The sequence below is a fragment of the endosymbiont of unidentified scaly snail isolate Monju genome, assembly GCF_000801295.1.
Classification (GTDB): domain Bacteria; phylum Pseudomonadota; class Gammaproteobacteria; order Chromatiales; family Chromatiaceae; genus MONJU.
Genome location: NZ_AP012978.1, coordinates 2,108,378 through 2,126,098, shown reverse-complemented (window position 1 = coordinate 2,126,098; position 17,721 = coordinate 2,108,378). Strand labels below are relative to the sequence as shown.

Sequence of the window (17,721 nt, the reverse complement as noted above, 5' to 3'; positions counted from 1 at the left end):
CCATGCCCCTGATCAAACCCTTCACCGGGCTGCGCCCGGTGGTCGGCCGCGAGGCCGAGGTGGTCGCCCCGCCCTATGACGTCATGAACCGCGAAGAGGCCAAGGCCATGGTCGAGGGAAGGCCCTGGAGCTTCCTGCACATCTCGCGTCCCGAGATCGACCTGCCCGACGAGACCGATCCCTACGACCCGGCGGTGTACGCCAAGGGGCGCGAGAACCTGGACCGCATGATCGCCGAGGGGCTGCTGGCACGCGATCCCCGGCCCGCCTACTACGCCTACCGCCTGACCATGGGCGAGCACCGCCAGACGGGCATCGTCGCCGCCGCCTCGGTCGCGGCCTACGACGCCGACCGCATCAAGAAGCACGAGTTCACCCGCCCGGTGAAGGAAGACGACCGGGTGCGCCAGATCGATGCTCTCAATGCCCAGACCGGGCCGGTGTTCCTTGTCTATCGCGCCGATCCCGAGGTCGACGCCATTCTCGCCGAGGTCGCCGCCGGCACGCCCGACATGGATGTGACCGCGGCCGACGGTGTGCGCCACGAGCTGTGGGTGATCGATGATCCACAACGGGTCGACCGTCTCACCGCCGCCTTCGACGCCATGGATGCGCTCTACGTGGCCGACGGTCATCACCGCTCGGCCGCCGCCTCGCGCGTGGCCGCGGCGCGCCGCGAGGCCAGCCAGGCGCATACCGGCGAGGAGAGCTGGAACTACTTCCTGAGCGTGATCTTCCCCCATGACCAGATGCAGATCCTCGACTACAACCGGGTGGTGCGCGACCTCAACGGGCTGTCGGCCGAGGACTTCCTGGTGCGGGTGGCCGAGCGCTTCGATTTCACGCAGGAGGACGCCCCGGTGCGCCCGCGTGGTCCCGGCGAGTTCGGCATGTACCTCGATGGCCACTGGTACCGTCTGCGCCTGCGCGATGCCTACCGCAGCGACGATCCGGTGCGCGGCCTGGACATGAGCCTGCTGGCCGACCATCTCATCGAGCCGGTGCTCGGCATCTCGGACCCGCGGCGCGACGAGCGTATCGATTTCGTCGGGGGCATCCGCGGCCTCGAGGCGCTTGCACGGCGCGTGGACAGCGGCGACTGGGCCGTGGCCTTTGCCCTGTATCCCACCGCCATCGACGCCCTGATGGCGGTGGCCGATGCCGGCCAGGTCATGCCGCCCAAGTCCACCTGGTTCGAACCCAAGCTCGCCGACGGCCTGGTCAGCCACGTGCTCGACTGAGCGGACGGGGAAAACCGCGAAGGACGCAAAGGTAGTCGAAGATTCGCGACGGGGCCCGCTCCTACCCTGTAGGAGGCCCGTCCTCGGGCCGAACATTCGCGGCGGGGACGCCGCTCCCATCAGGCGGGACGCCTGCTCCCCGGGCGCCGGAACAAGACCTGCCCCCAGGAAACCTTCGTGTGCTTTGTGTCCTTGGCGGCTGTACGAGGCGGTTGTCTCAACTTTCGTCCACGACCTGTCTTGACTTTCCCCGATCCGCCCATACTATTGGCACTCACCTGAAACGAGTGCTAACAATCGTTGGCCGAGAACAATTCCTTCAGAGCTTTTGGAGACCTGATCCCATGAACATCCGTCCGCTGCACGACCGTGTCGTGATCCGCCGCAAGGAAGAAGAGACCACCACCCCCGGGGGCATCGTGCTGCCCGGTTCCGCCACCGAGAAGCCGATCCAGGGCGAGGTGCTGGCCGTGGGCAATGGCCGCATCCTCGAGAATGGCGAGGTGCGCCCGCTGGACGTGAAGGTGGGCGACACGGTGCTGTTCGGCAAGTACTCGGGCACCGAGGTGAAGCTCGGTGACGAGGAGGTGCTGGTCATGCGCGAGGAAGACCTCCTGGGCGTGATCGAAGGCTGATCGCGACAGATCACCGCAGATTTCAAGATTTTCAAGCAAGAATTAGAGGAAATACATCATGGCAGCCAAAGACGTACTGTTCGGCGACGACGCGCGCCAGCGCATGATGCACGGCGTGAACGTGCTGGCCAACGCGGTCAAGACCACCCTCGGCCCCAAGGGCCGCAACGTGGTGCTGGAGAAGTCCTTCGGTGCTCCCACCATCACCAAGGACGGCGTATCCGTGGCCAAGGAGATCGAACTCAAGGACAAGTTCGAGAACATGGGGGCGCAGATGGTCAAGGAAGTCGCTTCCCAGACCAACGACATTGCCGGTGACGGTACCACCACCGCCACCGTGCTGGCCCAGGCCATGGTGCGCGAGGGCCTGAAGGCCGTCGCCGCCGGCATGAACCCCATGGATCTCAAGCGCGGCATGGACAAGGCCGTGCACGCAGCCGTCGAGAAGCTGCGCGAGATCTCGGTGCCCTGCGCCGACAGCAAGGCCATCGCCCAGGTCGGCACCATCTCGGCCAACTCCGACGAGTCCATCGGCAACATCATCGCCGAGGCCATGGAGAAGGTCGGCAAGGAAGGCGTGATCACCGTCGAGGAAGGCTCGGGCCTGGAGAACGAGCTGGACGTGGTCGAAGGCATGCAGTTCGATCGCGGCTACCTGTCGCCCTACTTCATCAACAACCAGCAGAACCAGACCGTGGAGCTGGACGATCCCTTCGTGCTGCTGCACGACAAGAAGATCTCCAACATCCGCGATCTGCTGCCGGTGCTCGAGGCCGTCGCCAAGGCCGGCCGTCCGCTGCTGATCATCGCCGAGGACGTGGAAGGCGAGGCCTTGGCCACCCTGGTGGTCAACACCCTGCGCGGCATCGTCAAGGTGGCCGCGGTCAAGGCGCCGGGCTTCGGTGACCGTCGCAAGGCCATGCTGCAGGACATCGCCATCCTCACTGGCGGCACCGTGATCTCCGAGGAAGTCGGCCTGAGCCTGGAGAAGGCCGGCCTCAACGAGCTGGGCAACGCCAAGCGCGTGGTCATCACCAAGGAAGAGACCACCATCATCGATGGTGCCGGCGCCGAGGACGACATCAAGGCCCGCTGCGAGCAGATCCGCGCGCAGATGGAGGAGACCACCTCCGACTACGACCGCGAGAAGCTCCAGGAGCGCCTGGCCAAGCTGGCCGGCGGCGTGGCCGTGATCAAGGTGGGTGCTGCCACCGAGGTCGAGATGAAAGAGAAGAAGGCCCGCGTCGAGGACGCCTTGCACGCCACTCGTGCGGCGGTCGAGGAGGGCATCGTGCCCGGCGGTGGCGTGGCCCTGGTGCGCGCCCAGCAGGCCGTTGCCGAGCTGAAGGGCGACAACGCCGACCAGGACGTGGGCATCAGCATCGCCCGTCGCGCCATGGAGGAGCCGCTGCGCCAGATCGTGGACAATGCCGGCGACGAGCCGTCGGTGGTGTTCAACAAGGTGGCCGAGTCCGAGGGCAACATGGGCTACAACGCGGCCACCGGCGAGTACGTGGACATGATCGAGGCCGGTATCCTCGATCCCACCAAGGTGACCCGTTCGGCACTGCAGAACGCGGTCTCGGTGGCCGGCCTGATGATCACCACCGAGTGCATGGTGGCCGATGAGCCGCAGGACGAGGCCGCCGGTGGTGGCGCGCCCGACATGGGCGGCATGGGGGGCATGGGCGGCATGATGTAAGCCGTCCGGTCGTCCCGACCCGAAAAGACCCCGCGCCTCCCCGGTGCGGGGTCTTTTCATGTGTGAGCGGGATACGATGTTGTTGCAGGAACCCGTCCCCGGGCCGAATGTGCGTTCAGGCCACGGCTTCCTGGTAGGCTGTGTCGCCAGCCTCGATCTCGATCACCGAGATGTCGTCCGACACCGGGGCCAGATTGGTGAATTCCAGGATCTCGGCTCTGAGGCGTTCAAGCGCGGGTCCCGGTCCCTCGGCCTCGGCCAGCAGGGCCAGCAGGCGCTTGCGGCCCCACATGACGCCCTCGTGGTTCTCGGCCTCGATCAGGCCGTCTGAGTACACCAGCACGCGGTCGCCCGCAGCCAGGCAGTGACGGGTACAGTGGTCGGTGAACTCGGTACCGCTGACCACGCCCAGTGGCAGGTTGTCGGCAGGAATCTCCTCGAAATCTCCATCGTGGCGCCGGATGAGTACCGGTGGCAAGCCACCGTTCCACAACTCGAGGCCACAGCGTTCGGGGTTCACCTTCATGATGACTGCACAGCAGAAGTAGCCGGTGGGCAGCAGGGTATAGAGCTTGCTGTTGAGCTCGCGGGCGATCAGCGCCACCTCCAGTCCCTTTTCGGCCATGGTGCGGAATACGGTGGAGGCCGGCACCGCGCCCAGCGCGGCCGGCAGGCCGTGGCCGGTGAAATCGCCGAGGAAGACATAGGTCGAGCCATCCGGTCCGCGTACCACCTGGATCAGGTCGCCCGAGAGGGTGCCCATCGGTTGGTTCCAGGCATGGATGCCGGGGGGGCGTTCGTCGTTGGCCAGGGTGAGCTGTTCGAACACGTGGCGGGCGATGGACTCTTCCTGGGTCAGGATCTTGTGTTGGTCGAGCAGGTGACGGTTGGCCTCGGCCAGTTCACGATGGGCCTGCTCCATCTCGTTGCGTGCACTCAGGGCGTCGGCCAGGGTCTGGTTGTAGCGGCGGGCGATGGAATACAGCAGGGCGCCGAACAGGCCGAACACCGGCCAGGCGACCAGGGCCTGCATGCCATGTCGCCAGGTGTAGGAGAGCAGCAAGCTGCCCATCAGTGCGAGCAGGTAGCTGCGATAGTGGTCCACTCGCAGGACATGGCTGCTCAGGGCGGCAATGGCAATCAGCGCCGGAATCAGCAGGTTGAAGGACTGCAAGGCCAGCGGCAGGTTGTCTACAGGGTGGATACCGAGCAGGCCCCAGAGTAGCCCGGAGACGATGCCGGAGTAATGATGGCGCCGTTCCCAGGTTGCCAGCTTGCAGCGACCGGGATAACACTTCCTGAAGTCGTCGATCAGCTGTATGCGCATCATGGCTACGCCGAGGGCACTCAGCAGCCAGGCCACCAGCCAGGGGGTGTACTGATAGGTGGCCAGCACGCCGAAGCTGAACACAGCGGCGATCGCGGCAAAACGCGCCGAGGTCGCCGTTTGTGTCAGCAACAGGCATAACCGCTCCGCTTGCGTCTCTTGCGCGGACGTTGTCATATTCATGCGGGGCTTAACGGCCGGAGTCGGCCGAGCTTGAGCCATTTTTTCTTTCGGGGCGGGAACATGCACGAGGCGAACCGGCAGCGGCTGGAGCGATGGGAGCGCGAATGGCAGGCCTTGCCCGCGCGGCCGCCGCTGGACGAGACGCTGGAGCGCCAGCGTGCCTGCGTCTGGCTGGGAAGCGAATTCGCGGCACGGCGCATGCTGCGCCATCCCGAGGAGTTCTCGGAACTGCTGGCACTGGGCTTGCTGGGGCGGGCGCGCGAGCTCGACGAGATGGCCTCCGAACTGACACAGGCGCTCGCGGGCGTGAACGACGAGGAGGCGCTGGCACGTGTGCTGCGCCGCTTTCGCCAGCGCGAGCTGCTGCGCATCGTCTGGCGCGACCTGGCCGACCTGGCGCCCCTGCACGAGACCTTGTCCGAACTGTCCGAACTGGCTGAACTGAGCGTTCGCTTCGGCCTGGATCACCTCTACCGCTGGGCGGTGGCGCGCGACGGCACCCCGCGTGATGCCGAAGGGCGGGCACAGCAGCTGGTGGTGCTGGGCATGGGCAAGCTGGGTGCGCGCGAGCTGAACCTGTCATCCGACATTGACCTGATCTTCTGTTTTCCGCGCCAGGGTCAGACCGACAGCCGGCGCCCGCTCGACAACCAGATCTTTTTCACCCGCCTGGCGCGGCGTCTGATCCGCCTGCTCAACGAGCCGACCGAGGAAGGCTTCGTGTTCCGGGTGGACATGCGTCTGCGACCGTTCGGCGAAGCCGGGCCCCTGGTGATCGGCTTCGATGCCTTCGAGCAGTACCTGCAAGACCAGGCGCGCCCCTGGGAGCGTTATGCCATGGTCAAGGCGCGCCCGCTGACCGGAGAGCCTGCCGACCGCGAGGAACTGATGGCGCTGATCCATGCCTTCGTCTATCGCCGTTACATCGACTTCGGGGTGATCGAGTCGATCCGCGACATGAAGCGCCTGATCGAACGCGAGCTGGTGCACAAGGGGCTGGAGGACAACATCAAGCTGGGTTTCGGTGGCATCCGCGAGATCGAGTTCATCGGCCAGGCCTTTCAGCTGGTGCGCGGCGGACGTGAGCCGGCCCTGCAGGTCCGCCTCATCCAGCAGGCGCTCGAACGTCTGGGTGACCTCGGCCTGCTGCCGGCCTGGGGTGTGCGCCAGCTGCTGGCGGCCTATGCCTTCCTCCGGCGCACCGAGAACCGTCTGCAAGCCTGGCGCGATGAGCAGACCCATGTGCTGCCGGATGATCCCGACGGACGCGAGCGCCTGGCGATCTGCATGGGCTTTCGTCGCTGGGAAGACTTCGCGGCCGCGCTCGAGACCCATCGCCGGCAGGTGCATTCGCATTTCGAGCAGGTGTTCGAGGCGCCGCAGGTCGAGACGGCCGACGAGGAGGCCCCGCTGGCACGGGCCTGGCTGGGTGAAGGGGAGGCTGATCAACGCGCTGCGGCGCTGCGTGAGGCCGGCTTCGAGGATGTCGATACCCTGCTCGTGGCGCTCGATGCCTTTCGCGAGGGCAGCGCGGTGCGTGTGCTCTCGGCAGGGGCCAGGACCAGGCTCGACCGCCTGATGCCGCTGGCGATCGCCGCTGCCGGGCGCAGTATCCGGCCCGATGCGGCGCTGCGTCGGCTGATCCGCCTGCTCGAGGCCATCGTGCGCCGCACCGCCTACCTCGACCTGCTGATCGAGAACCCCATGGCGCTCTCGCAACTGGTGCGCCTGCTCGCCGAGAGCCGCTGGATCGGCTCGCAGCTCGCGCGTTTGCCCCTGCTGCTCGACGAGCTGCTCGATCCGCGCAGCCTGTATGCGCCCCTGCGTGCCGATGAGCTGGCCGTGGAGCTGGCGACCCTGCTGCGCCCGGTGGTGGGCGACCTGGAACAGGAGATGGAGCGCCTGCGCCAGTTCGCGTTGGGCAACCGCCTGCGTGTGGCTGCAGCCGACATCGCCGGCATCATCCCCGTGATGGTGGTCAGCGACTACCTCACCGAGATTGCCGAGACGGTACTGCGGCAGACCCTCGAACTTGCCTGGCGCGACCTGGATGCGCGTCATGGGCGGCCCCGTCTGCCCGACCCGCTCGACCGGGGCTTCCTGGTGGTGGGCTACGGCAAGCTCGGCGGCATCGAGCTGGGTTACGGCTCGGATCTGGACCTGGTGTTCGTGCATGGCAATGCCTCGCCTTCGGCCACCACCGACGGTGCGCGGGAGATCGCCAACGACCTGTTCTATGCCCGCCTGGGGCAGCGCATCATCCACATCCTCACCACCCGCACTCCCTCGGGCATCCTCTACGAGGTGGACATGCGCCTGCGGCCGAACGGCGACTCGGGTTTGCTGGTCTCCCCCTTGCGGGCCTTCGAGCGCTACCAGCGCGAGGACGCCTGGACCTGGGAGCATCAGGCCCTGGTGCGCGCCCGCCCGGTGGCTGGCGATCCGGTGATGGCCGAGGCCTTCGCACAGGCGCGTCGCGAGGTGCTGTGTCGAGAGCGTGACCCCGCGGTACTGGGGAGCGATGTCCGCGAGATGCGCCGGAAGATGTCCGCGCGCCTCGATCGCGGTGATGCCGAATACTTCGACATCAAGCAGGGGCGTGGTGGACTGGTCGATATCGAGTTTCTGGTGCAGTACGCGGTGCTGCGCTGGGCGCATGCCTATCCCGGTCTGACCGAGTGGACCGATAATGCGCGCCTGCTCGCGCGCCTGGGCGAGCTCGGCCTGCTCGATGCCGCTCAGGCCGAGCGCCTGTTCGGCATCTATCGGGTGTATCGTTCCATTGTGCACCGCCGTGCCCTGCAGGAAGCGCCCGCCCGGGTGCCGGCGACGGAATTGTGCGAGGAGCGTGCCCTGGTGCGCGAGGCCTGGGAGACCGTGCTCGGCGGGGAATAGGCGGCATCGTGCGTCGGCCACGCGGAAGTTGGCCGACAGTACCAGCCTGTCGGACTTGACGCTGTCCGGCTGCAAATCCGCGGATAGCGATCAACTGTGCTTATCGAATTCGTCAAATAGGCCTGCTATTCTCCTTATTCGAATAAGCGCTTTTGATCCGCTCCCGCGAATTTTCGCTGCGAACGGTCAAGTCCGATAGGCTGGTACCTGGGCGGGGCCCATCCCTGCCGGTTTCCGGTTACAATGCCTGCGTTTTTCGCGCGGCCCGGAGTGGCCGCTCCCGAGCTGTTCATTATCGGAGTTGACCATGCAATCGATGGCAGACCGCGACGGGGTCATCTGGCTCGACGGCGAGCTGGTCGAGTGGCGCGAGGCCAAGACCCATGTGCTCACCCATACCCTGCATTACGGGATGGGGGTATTCGAGGGCGTGCGCGCCTACCACACCGAGCAGGGGCCGGCCATCTTCCGCCTGCAGGAACACACCCGCCGCCTGTTCGACTCGGCACGCATCCTGAGCATGCCCATGCCTTTCGACGCGGAGACCATCAACGAGGCGCACAAGCTGGTGGTGCGCGAGAACGGGCTGGACTCGGCCTATTTCCGCCCCATGTGTTTCTATGGCTCCGAGGGCATGGGGCTGCGCGCGGACAACCTGCGGGTACACTGCATGGTCGCGGCCTGGGAGTGGGGCGCCTACCTGGGCGAGGACAACATGAAGAACGGCATTCGTGTGCGCGTCTCCTCGTTCAGCCGGCACCACGTGAATGTCACCATGTGCCGGGCCAAGGCCAACGGCAACTACATGAACTCCATGCTGGCCCTGCAGGAGGCACTGAACTGCGGCTACGATGAGGCCCTGCTGCTGGACACCGAGGGCTTCGTCATGGAGGGCTCGGGCGAGAACGTCTTCATCGTGCGCGACGGCGTCATCTACACGCCCGATCTTACCTCGGCGCTCGACGGCATCACTCGCCGTACCGTGATCCAGCTGGCGCAGGAGGCCGGCTATCAGGTGGTCGAAAAGCGCATCACCCGCGACGAGGTGTACATTGCCGACGAGGCCTTCTTCACCGGCACCGCGGCCGAGGTCACGCCGATCCGCGAGGTCGATGGCCGGTCCATCGGCAACGGCGGTCGCGGACCGATCACCGAGCAGTTGCAGAGCAAGTATTTCGACGTGGTGCATGGCCGCAGTCCCGAACACATGCACTGGCTTACCCTGGCCTGAGAGGCGACCCATGACCCAGACGGCGAAGAAGGAAAAAGTGCAGAGCATCATCCAGGTGAAACGCGGCGAGTTGCCGCTGAGTTGCCCGCGCTCCGGCGAGGAGCTGTGGAGCATGCACCCACGGGTGTTCCTGCCCATCGAGAAGACCGGCGAGGTCGTCTGCCCCTACTGCGGGGCGCGTTACCAGCTGGTCGATTGAATCCCGGCCCGGTCGTCGCCGGCACGGGGCCTTGGCTATTTCCACCGATCCGACACGAGCACTCGATCGCCTGTGGTGCCGGCTGGCCGAGCCGCGCCACTGGTTGTCCTTCCTGCTGATCTACCTGGCCCTGCACATGGGTCTGCGCCTGCTGCTCAGCGACACCCTGCAACTGGACGACGCCGAGCAACTGATCCAGTCGCAGGTATTGCGACTGGACTACGGTAACTTCCAGCCCCCTTTCTATACCTGGCTGCTCTGGGCGGTGTTCCACTTCACCGGGCCGCAGTTGTGGATCCTGTACCTGATTCGCTATGTCGTGATCGGCCTGACTTTCTGGCTCTGGTATCGCCTCAGTCGCCTGTTGTTCGATGAGCCACGCTGGATCGTTGCCTCGGCCACCGCCTGGCTGTTGATCGGCGAGCTGGCCTGGAAGCTGCACCAGGGTTCCACCCACACGACCCTGCTCACCCTGGCGCTGGTGATGAGCCTGCACGCCATCGTGCTGCTGTTACGCGATGCGCGCCAGCAATACTACCTGTACCTTGGTCTCGCGGTAGGACTGGGCATGATGGCCAAGTACAGCTATGCGGGCTTCGTGTTGCCCATGCTGGCCGCCGCACTCAGTCTGCGCGAGGCCCGTGCCCGGGTGTTGCGCTGGCCCATGCTCTGGTCGCTGGCTGCGGCATTGCTGGTGATGGCGCCGGCACTGGCCGCCCTGTTCTGGCCCGAGACCCCGGTGGCCGAGCGCCTGCAGGGCGAGACCCGTTATCACCCCGGCGGCCTGTTGCAGGGCGACCCGGGGCTGCTCGTCGAGTGGCTGCGCGGGGCGCTCGGCTTCCTGGCCCCCTTGTGGCTGATCTACCTGGGGATCTGGCGCTGGGGGCGGCGGGCCGAGCCCGGGGCGACGACCGTGCGGCTGCTCGACCGTTTCCATCTGGGGGTGGCCGTGCTGGTGCTGGCGGCGGCGTTGCTCGTGAGCCTGGAACATCTCAAGGTGCGCTGGCTGCATCCTTTCCTGCTGCTGGTCCCCTTCTGGTGGCTGTTGCATGCGCACCGCGCCGAGCCCCGGCGTCGTGCCTGGCCGGTCCTGCAGTGGACCACTGTCATCCTCCTGGTGCTGGTGATCGTGGCGCGATTGTGGCAATTGCTGGCCACGCCGCACATTGGCCACAAGCCTTCCCGGGTGACCTGGCCGGTGACCGCCGCCCTGCGACAGGTGCCGCGGTCGGTGCTCGATGCCCCGGAGCTCCGTGTGGGCGATGTCTTTCTCGGCGCGCACCTTCGGCTGTACACGGGGAAGAACGTGATCGTCGGCGAGCCGCCGGCAGGAGGGCATTGGCTGCGGGGTGGCCGCCTGCCGCCCGAGGCACTGCCCGGTGAGAGCGGCCGGGTGGTGGCACGCAACGGCATGGCGGAATATGGCATCGCCTGGGGGGCCAGGAAGCGCCGTGGTAGGGGGTAAACCACAAAGGGCACAAAGCACACAAAGATTTTTCTGGGATGGATCACAGTGGCAGGACGCCACAGGACGGTGTTGCGGTTATTTGGTTGAATTCGGGCCTTGACTGCCTTCGTGTCCTTTGCGTTCTTTGTGGCTCCCTCTCCCGCCCCCAGGCTGGGCTTTGGGGTTAGAATGCTCCCTTTGCAGATTCCTTCCGGCCACGACCGCGTTTCATGAGCTTTGCCCCCGACCGTCTCTCCATGCCTGTCCGTTTGCTCGGGCAGTTGTTGCTGTCCGCGTTGACGGTAGTGGCGGTGCTGCTGCCCGACCATCTGTTCGGCCTGTTGTACCCTACCTGGCAGGTGCAGCCCTCGCCCAAGATCGTTGCCGCGGTGTTCCTGGCGGCTTTCCTGGCCTTGAGTGCGCGTACGCTCCGGCCCTACCGGGTGCTGCTGGTCTTCTTCGCCCTGTTGCAGTTGCCGCAGTTGTATCACTTCGTGTACTTCGGCACCTTCATCTCGCCGCAGGAAGTGAGCCTGCTGGGCAGTGAGCTGGAAGAAGTCGCTCTGTCGCTGGCCGGTATCTGGCCGGCCCTGATTGCCCCGACCCTGATGGTGCTGGGCAGCTATGCGTTCATGGGGTGGCTGGCGGGGCGTCTCTCTTCCCTGCGGCAGCGCATCCCCGCGAGCACCCTGCTGCTGGTGCTGCTGCTCGGCGGCATCCTGCCGGTCAAGGCCTGGCACAGTACGGGTTCACAGGCCTTCTATCCCAATCCGCGGCATTACACGGTAAAGAACACGCTCTACGCCGTCGGCTGGTTCCTGGGCAAGGAACTGCCGAGGCGTTTCGCCGGGGAGCACCGGCGGCAGGCGTTTGCGCCCTACCGAGTGGCGCCGACCCAGTCCGTGTTGCCGGCCAACGTGGTGCTGGTGATGGGCGAGAGTCTCAATCCCGATCACATGGGGCTGTTCGGGTACGAACGTGATACCACGCCGCATTTCACCGCGCTGAAGGGGGAGCCCGGTTTCTATTTCACCCGGATCTACTCCGGTGGCGTGTCCACCAAGGTGGCGGTACCGACCTTCTTCAATTTCAAGCGCGAGCCCGAAAACGTCCAGGTGATGTACCGGGGCGACGCCAACCTGTTCAAGTTGGCGAAGTCGCGCGGCCTGCGGACCTGGTGGCTGTCCACGCAGAATTCCAACCTGGTGACCTATGCCGATGGCGGGGCGGTGGACTATTTTGAATCCCGCGAGGATCACCTGGACGAGATCGAGCGCCGCAAGGACGAGGTGTTGCTCGATCTGCTCGAGCAGGTGGACTTCACCCGTCCCAATTTCGTGGTCCTGCACGAGCGCGGTTCGCATTCGCCCTACGAGCGCTATCACACGGACGAATACCGGTTCTATCCCGAAGACAGGGCGGATCTCGACCAGTTCCGCATCAACAGCTACGACAATTCCATCCGTTTCTCCGACGAGGTGCATCACCGCATTCTCGAGTTGTTGCGCCAGCGCAGCACCCTGCCGACCTATGTGATCTTCACCGCTGATCATGGCGAGCTGCTGGGCGACGAGATCGAAGGCCAGCGTCTCTGGGGGCACTCGGTGCTGCATCCGAAGACAGCCACGGTGCCTTTTATCCTGTACGCCATCAATGGGGACTCCGGCGTGCTGGAGCGCGCCCGGGCGTTGCCCTGGCCCACGCATTTCGAACTGGGGCGTTTCGTGGCCGGCCTGTTCGGCTACCGGGTGGAAGACCCGAATGCCGAGGGGGGCGTCTATTACGCCAACGGCAAGGATATCGCCGGAACCAGCGGTTACATGCGCATGCAGTTCGACCGCCGGGGGCGGCTGGCCGACTGGCAGGTGGTGCTGCCATGAGCCTGCGCATCGCCCTGGTATCGGCCGACTTCGCGCCCAACGTGGGCGGCGTGGCGGCACACGTGGTGGAGCTGGGGCGTGCCCTGGTCGCCCTGGGCCACGAGGTGCACGTGGTGACGCGCCCGCTGGGTGGCATGCGCGACTTCCATGCCGAGTGGCGGGGCATGCAGGTGTGGCGGCCGCGCCTGCCGCGCGCCGAACCCTTCTACGGTTGGCTGTTGAACCGCTGGCTGCGGGGCTGGCTGAAGCGTTACCCGCAGGACCTGCTGCACGTGCACGGCATGCGTCCGCTGCGCGCCAGCCGGGGGCTGGGCCTGCCGGTGGTGTTCACCAACCATACCTCGGGCTACCTGCAACGCATCGAGCGCGGCGGACGCGAGCTGGCCAAGATCCGTCGTCGCCTGGCCCATGTCGGTCTGGTACTGGCGCCCAGCGAGGAGCTGTGCGAGGCGACCCGGGCCGCGGGCTACGAAGGCCCGGTGCGCTACATCCCCAACGGCGTGGATGTGCAGACCTTCACTCCCGGGTCCTCCGATCTGCGCGCCGGCTGGTCGGTAGGGGCAGACGAGACGGTGGTGTTGCTGGCGCGCCGCCTGGTGGAGAAGAACGGCGTGGTGGTGTTTGCCGAGGCGGCGACACGACTGCGTGGCGAGCCGGTGCGGTTCGTGTTCGCGGGCGATGGCCCCGAGCGCGAGCGTGTCGAGCAAATACTCGAACAGGGCGGTGTCAAGCGCCAGAGCATCCTGCTGGGCAGCGTGCCCAACCGGCTGATGGTCAATGTCTATCGTGCGGCCGATCTCTCGGTGCTGCCGTCGTTCAAGGAGGCGACCAGCATCACTGGCCTGGAGTCCATGGCCTGCGGCCTGCCGCTGGTGGGCACTCGGGTCGGTGGCATCCCCGACCTGGTCGAGGAGGGTGAGACCGGCCTGCTGGTGCCGCCTGGCGATCCGCAGGCGATGGCCGATGCGCTGCGCGAGCTGATCACTGATCCCGCGCGCCGCCGGGCGATGGGCGAACGTGCCCGTGCCCGTGCCGAGGCACACTTCGCTTGGGAACGCATCGCCGGGCGCACCGTCGAGGCCTATGCCGAGGTGCTGGGGGACAGGTCATGAAGCGGGTGATGCTGATCTTCGGCACCCGCCCCGAGGCGATCAAGCTGGCCCCGCTGGTGCAGGCGCTGCGTGCGCATCCGCGGCTGGAGCCGCTGGTCTGCGTCACCGCCCAGCATCGCGACATGCTCGATTCGGTGCTCGCCTTCTTCGGCATCGTCCCCGATATCGATCTTGACCTGATGCGCCCGGGGCAGTCGCTCAGCGAACTGGCCGGGCGCGCGCTCGCGGCGCTGGGTCCGGTGCTGACGCGGGAGCGGCCCGATGCGGTGCTGGTGCAGGGCGATACCACCACCACCTTCTGCGGTGCGCTGGCCGCCTTTCACGAGCGCATCCCGGTCGGACACGTGGAGGCCGGCCTGCGCACTGGCGACTTCGATGCGCCCTTCCCCGAGGAGATGAACCGGGTGCTCACTACCCGGCTGGCGCGCTGGCATTTCGCGCCCACCGAGCGCAACCGCCAGGCATTGCTCGACGAGGGCGTGGCGGACGCAGCGATCCACGTCACCGGCAATACCGTGATAGACGCCCTGCTGTGGGCGCGCAAACGGGTGAACGAGCCCGAGGGTTTCGACCGGCCCTTCGTGCTGATCACAGGCCACCGCCGCGAGTCCTTTGGCGCCGGCTTCGAGTCGATCTGTCGTGCCATCGGCGAACTGGCCGAGGCTCATCCCGAGCTGGATTTCGTCTACCCGGTGCACCTCAATCCGCAGGTACAGGAGCCGGTGCACCGCCTGCTCGGCGGGCGGTCGAACGTGCGCCTGATCGCGCCGCTGTCCTATCCCGAGTTCGTGGCGATGATGGACCGGGCGCTGTTCGTACTCACCGACTCGGGCGGGGTGCAGGAAGAGGCCCCCTCGCTGGGCAAGCCGGTGCTGGTGATGCGCGATACCACCGAGCGTACCGAGGCACTGGACGCGGGCGTGCGCCTGGTCGGCACCGACAGCGTGCGCATCGTCGAGGAGAGCGAGCGCCTGCTGAACGACGCGGCGCACTACCGGCGCATGGCCGAGGCGGTCAATCCCTATGGCGATGGGCAGGCGGCCGGGCGTATTCTCGAGGTGCTGGATCGCGACATGAATGGCGAGGGGGCGTCGTGAGAATCGTCCACGTCGGCAACTTCAGCCTGCGTCGCCACGGTGCCGTCTACTACGCGGTCGAGCGCAAGCTCTCCAACGGCTTCATCCGCGAGGGGCATTTCGTCTACGACTTCGCCGACCGCGACGTGGCGCGTCTGGAGAGCCTGCTGCGCTCCAAGAAACTCGGACGCAAGGCACTCAACCGCGCCCTGCTCGAGACAGTGGACAATGTGCGTCCGCACCTGCTGCTGCTGGGGCACACCGAGCTGTTCGACGAGGCGCGCCGGCTGGCGCCGGGGCTGCGCATCGCACAATGGAACGTGGACCCGATCTGGGGCGAGGCGGTGGATCGTCACCTGCGCGCGCGCCTGCCGCATGTCGATGCCTTCTTCTGCACCACCGCCGGAAGCTGGATGGACCCCTGGCGCAGGCTGGGGGCGAAAGTGCACTACCTGCCCAATCCCGTCGATTCGAGCATCGAGGTGCTGCGCAACGACGAGCAGGAGGACCTGCCGCTGGACCTGGTCTACTGCGGTCACGACTACAAGGACGGCCCGCGCCGCGCCTTTCTCGAGGGACTGAAGGCGAGAGCCGAAGGCGCGAGCATCGCCTTTCGGCACTGCGGTTGCCTGGGGGCACCTTCGGTGTTCGGCCAGCGTTATCTCGACACGCTCGCACAGGCGCGCATGGGGCTCAACTACAGCCGCAGCAACGAGATGCCCTGGTACTCTTCTGATCGCATCGGCCAGCTCACCGGCAACGGCCTGCTGACTTTCACCCACGAGACCCCGGGTCTGCGCGAACTGTTCAGCGACGAGGAGATGGTGCACTTCCGCGACCTCGACGATCTGCTCGACAAGCTGCGCTACTACAAGGCTCACGACGCCGAGGCCCGCGAGATCGCCCGGCGCGGACGCGAACGCGCCCACCGCAGCTACAACGTGCAGCGCATCGCACGGTTCATCACCGAGATCAGCTTCGAGCAGTCGTTGAGCGAGGACTACGAGTGGGCGGAGGCGTGAACCGATGGTGGAAAAGCAATGGCCAGTGAACCAGCCGTTTCCGAAGACTGTCATTGCCCGGACAGCCATGGGGCTGACCGGGAAGGGAAGGCGACTGGGGCAGTGGGCTGACTGCCGGGCATGGTCGGGGCGTCAGCTGTGGTCAGCCATGTCCTTGAAAAGGAAGTTGGCAAAGCGATAAGCACCGCCCGGATTGTCCAGCGGCCGGTAGCCGATCTCTTCCATGAAGGTGGCCAGAGCGCGGGCCGGTTCGCCAGCGAAGGCTTCCACTTGCAGAATCACCTGATTGTTGGCCCGCAGCCGCTGCATGCCGCGCAGCGCGGGCAGTTCGTGGCCTTCGACATCGATCTTGATGAACAGCCTCCGTCCCTGCCAGCTCGAGCAGGTCATCGAGCCGGGCCAGATGGATACGCTCACGCCGTGTGAACACTGAAGGGTCGCGGCCGCCGTCGTCGGTGGCGAGCCGTGAGACGCCGGTGGAGGTCGGGTCGATATGGAATTCGGCCTCGCCGGCCTGGTCGCTGAGCGCGAGCGGGTGGGCCAGCGTGCGTTCGCTCAGTTCGTTGATGAACAGGTTGCCGCACAGCTGGTGCTAGTTGCGGCTTACCGGTTCGAAGGCATGGATATCGACCGGCGTGGCGAGCCCTACAAATACGCTGTAGAGGCCGATGTTGGCGCCTACGTCGAGAAAGGCCTCGATGTCGTGCTCGCGGATCAGGGCGATGGTCGAGGCGATCTGCGCGTCTTCGTAGGGCTGGCCGATCAGCAGGCGAGTGTCGATCCAGTTGCGGTTGTCGAGCAGCAGGCGGGCGCCGTGGCGGCGCACCAGTCGGTAGCGTGGGTACAGCAACCGATACAGGCGTTTCTTGATGCTCCAGTAGATCTTCATGGCGGGGAATCCTTGCGACGGTCGGCAGATCGCCGTTGCAGGCGATGTTTCTCCAGCATCTTGGCGTTGCGCAGAAAGCGCGAGTAGGCGTGACTGAAGGCCAGTACAAAGCCGTACAGTCCGCCGGTGATGTGGCGCTTGAGCAGCCAGGCCTTGAGGAAGTCCAGCGGAAAGCCCAGCAGCAGGCGGGCCGCCAGCACGGGGTAGGGCTTGAGCTTCTGGGTGTTGGCCTGCAGGGTGGTGTAGCGGTTGAACTTGTCCACGTAGTGGTGCAGGCCGGGGGACGAGAAGTGATAGCACGGCGCCTTCAACAGCCCGACCCCCGCGCCTTTGGGGGGAGTGATGGCATCCCAGGTGGGGTGGTCGGGAAAGCGTCCCACCCGCCGGTCGTAGAGCCGGATCACGTCGTTGTGCTCGGCCAGCCAGCGCGGTTTCTCGTCGCCCGGATAGACCGTGGTTACCTTGATGCGATAGAAGGGCAGCGGCGGCTCGCCTTTGGCGAACAGGGTGCGGATCTCCTCGATCAGTTCGGGGGTGAGCACCTCGTCGGCATCCAGATTGAGCAGCCAGTCATGACGGCACTGCTCCTCGGCGAGGCGCTTTTGTGGCCCGTAGCCGGCCCAGTCGTGGTGGAACACCCGCGCGCCGGCCGTCTCGGCAATCTCGACGGTGCGGTCGGTGGATCCCGAGTCGATTACCACCAGGTCGTCGCTCAGCGCGCGCGCCGCCTCCAGCACCGCGCCGATGCAGCGTTCCTCGTTGCGAGCGATGACGAAGACCGAGAGGGGAAGCGGGGTTGTGGGTTGGGATACGGGCATGGATCCATTCTTTTCCGAGAAGAAAAGAATCGTAACAAATACGGCTGTCTGCGTATGTTGAAGA

Annotated in this window: 15 protein-coding genes; 11 read left to right on the top strand and 4 right to left on the bottom strand. The window is 66.0% G+C overall.

Annotation, left to right across the window (positions count from 1 at the left end):
* The first annotated feature begins 2 nt into the window (after positions 1-2).
* From EBS_RS10205 to groL, 3 genes are all read left to right on the top strand, one after another.
* Positions 3-1,241: a DUF1015 domain-containing protein gene (locus tag EBS_RS10205; protein ID WP_043108569.1), complete on the top strand. Its 1,239-nt coding sequence runs from the start codon at positions 3-5 to the stop codon at positions 1,239-1,241.
* Between the two features lie 344 nt (positions 1,242-1,585).
* Complete coding sequence (locus EBS_RS10200) at positions 1,586-1,876, top strand: co-chaperone GroES (RefSeq protein ID WP_043108567.1); 291 nt, start codon at positions 1,586-1,588, stop codon at positions 1,874-1,876.
* Between the two features lie 58 nt (positions 1,877-1,934).
* Entirely contained in the window at positions 1,935-3,578 is a 1,644-nt protein-coding gene (gene groL, locus EBS_RS10195) for a chaperonin GroEL (protein ID WP_043108565.1), read from the top strand.
* 115 nt (positions 3,579-3,693) lie between these two features.
* On the opposite strand, the gene EBS_RS10190 is transcribed toward groL, so the two are convergent.
* Entirely contained in the window at positions 3,694-5,037 is a 1,344-nt protein-coding gene (locus tag EBS_RS10190; protein WP_043108563.1) for a PP2C family protein-serine/threonine phosphatase, read from the bottom strand.
* A gap of 111 nt (positions 5,038-5,148) precedes the next feature.
* Here EBS_RS10190 and glnE point away from each other — a divergent pair, with 111 nt between their 5' ends.
* From glnE to EBS_RS10150, 8 genes are all read left to right on the top strand, one after another.
* Entirely contained in the window at positions 5,149-7,983 is a 2,835-nt protein-coding gene (gene glnE, locus EBS_RS10185; protein WP_052199499.1) for a bifunctional [glutamate--ammonia ligase]-adenylyl-L-tyrosine phosphorylase/[glutamate--ammonia-ligase] adenylyltransferase, read from the top strand.
* A gap of 307 nt (positions 7,984-8,290) precedes the next feature.
* Positions 8,291-9,214, top strand: coding sequence for a branched-chain amino acid transaminase (locus tag EBS_RS10180; RefSeq protein ID WP_043108560.1), 924 nt, complete (start codon positions 8,291-8,293; stop codon positions 9,212-9,214).
* Between the two features lie 10 nt (positions 9,215-9,224).
* Positions 9,225-9,413 carry a zinc-finger domain-containing protein gene (locus EBS_RS10175; protein ID WP_043108559.1) on the top strand — a complete coding sequence of 63 codons (189 nt, stop codon included), beginning with the start codon at positions 9,225-9,227 and terminating at the stop codon, positions 9,411-9,413.
* A gap of 31 nt (positions 9,414-9,444) precedes the next feature.
* The gene (locus EBS_RS10170) at positions 9,445-10,878 is read left to right on the top strand and encodes a glycosyltransferase family 39 protein (RefSeq protein ID WP_043108557.1); all 1,434 of its coding nucleotides are present in this window, start codon (positions 9,445-9,447) and stop codon (positions 10,876-10,878) included.
* A 212-nt stretch (positions 10,879-11,090) separates the two neighbouring features.
* The gene (locus EBS_RS10165) at positions 11,091-12,740 is read left to right on the top strand and encodes a phosphoethanolamine transferase (RefSeq protein WP_043108555.1); all 1,650 of its coding nucleotides are present in this window, start codon (positions 11,091-11,093) and stop codon (positions 12,738-12,740) included.
* Entirely contained in the window at positions 12,737-13,852 is a 1,116-nt protein-coding gene (locus EBS_RS10160) for a glycosyltransferase family 4 protein (protein ID WP_043108554.1), read from the top strand. Before EBS_RS10165 ends, EBS_RS10160 begins: the two co-directional genes overlap by 4 nt.
* Positions 13,849-14,949 (top strand): non-hydrolyzing UDP-N-acetylglucosamine 2-epimerase, encoded by a 1,101-nt coding sequence (gene wecB, locus EBS_RS10155; RefSeq protein WP_043108553.1) that lies wholly within the window; start codon positions 13,849-13,851, stop codon positions 14,947-14,949. The genes EBS_RS10160 and wecB overlap by 4 nt, the downstream gene beginning before the upstream one ends.
* On the top strand, positions 14,946-15,950 hold the full coding sequence (locus tag EBS_RS10150; RefSeq protein WP_043108551.1) for a glycosyltransferase family protein: 1,005 nt from the start codon (positions 14,946-14,948) through the stop codon (positions 15,948-15,950). The genes wecB and EBS_RS10150 overlap by 4 nt, the downstream gene beginning before the upstream one ends.
* A gap of 132 nt (positions 15,951-16,082) precedes the next feature.
* Here EBS_RS10150 and EBS_RS10145 read toward each other — a convergent pair whose 3' ends face one another.
* The 3 genes from EBS_RS10145 to EBS_RS10135 form a co-directional block, all read right to left on the bottom strand.
* The gene (locus EBS_RS10145) at positions 16,083-16,367 is read right to left on the bottom strand and encodes an FkbM family methyltransferase (protein WP_148307735.1); all 285 of its coding nucleotides are present in this window, start codon (positions 16,365-16,367) and stop codon (positions 16,083-16,085) included.
* A gap of 175 nt (positions 16,368-16,542) precedes the next feature.
* Positions 16,543-16,839, bottom strand: a complete 297-nt coding sequence (locus EBS_RS10140; protein WP_043108547.1) for a class I SAM-dependent methyltransferase — start codon at positions 16,837-16,839, stop codon at positions 16,543-16,545.
* On the bottom strand, positions 16,836-17,657 hold the full coding sequence (locus EBS_RS10135; RefSeq protein WP_043108546.1) for a glycosyltransferase family 2 protein: 822 nt from the start codon (positions 17,655-17,657) through the stop codon (positions 16,836-16,838). The genes EBS_RS10140 and EBS_RS10135 overlap by 4 nt, the downstream gene beginning before the upstream one ends.
* Positions 17,658-17,721: the final 64 nt, after the last annotated feature.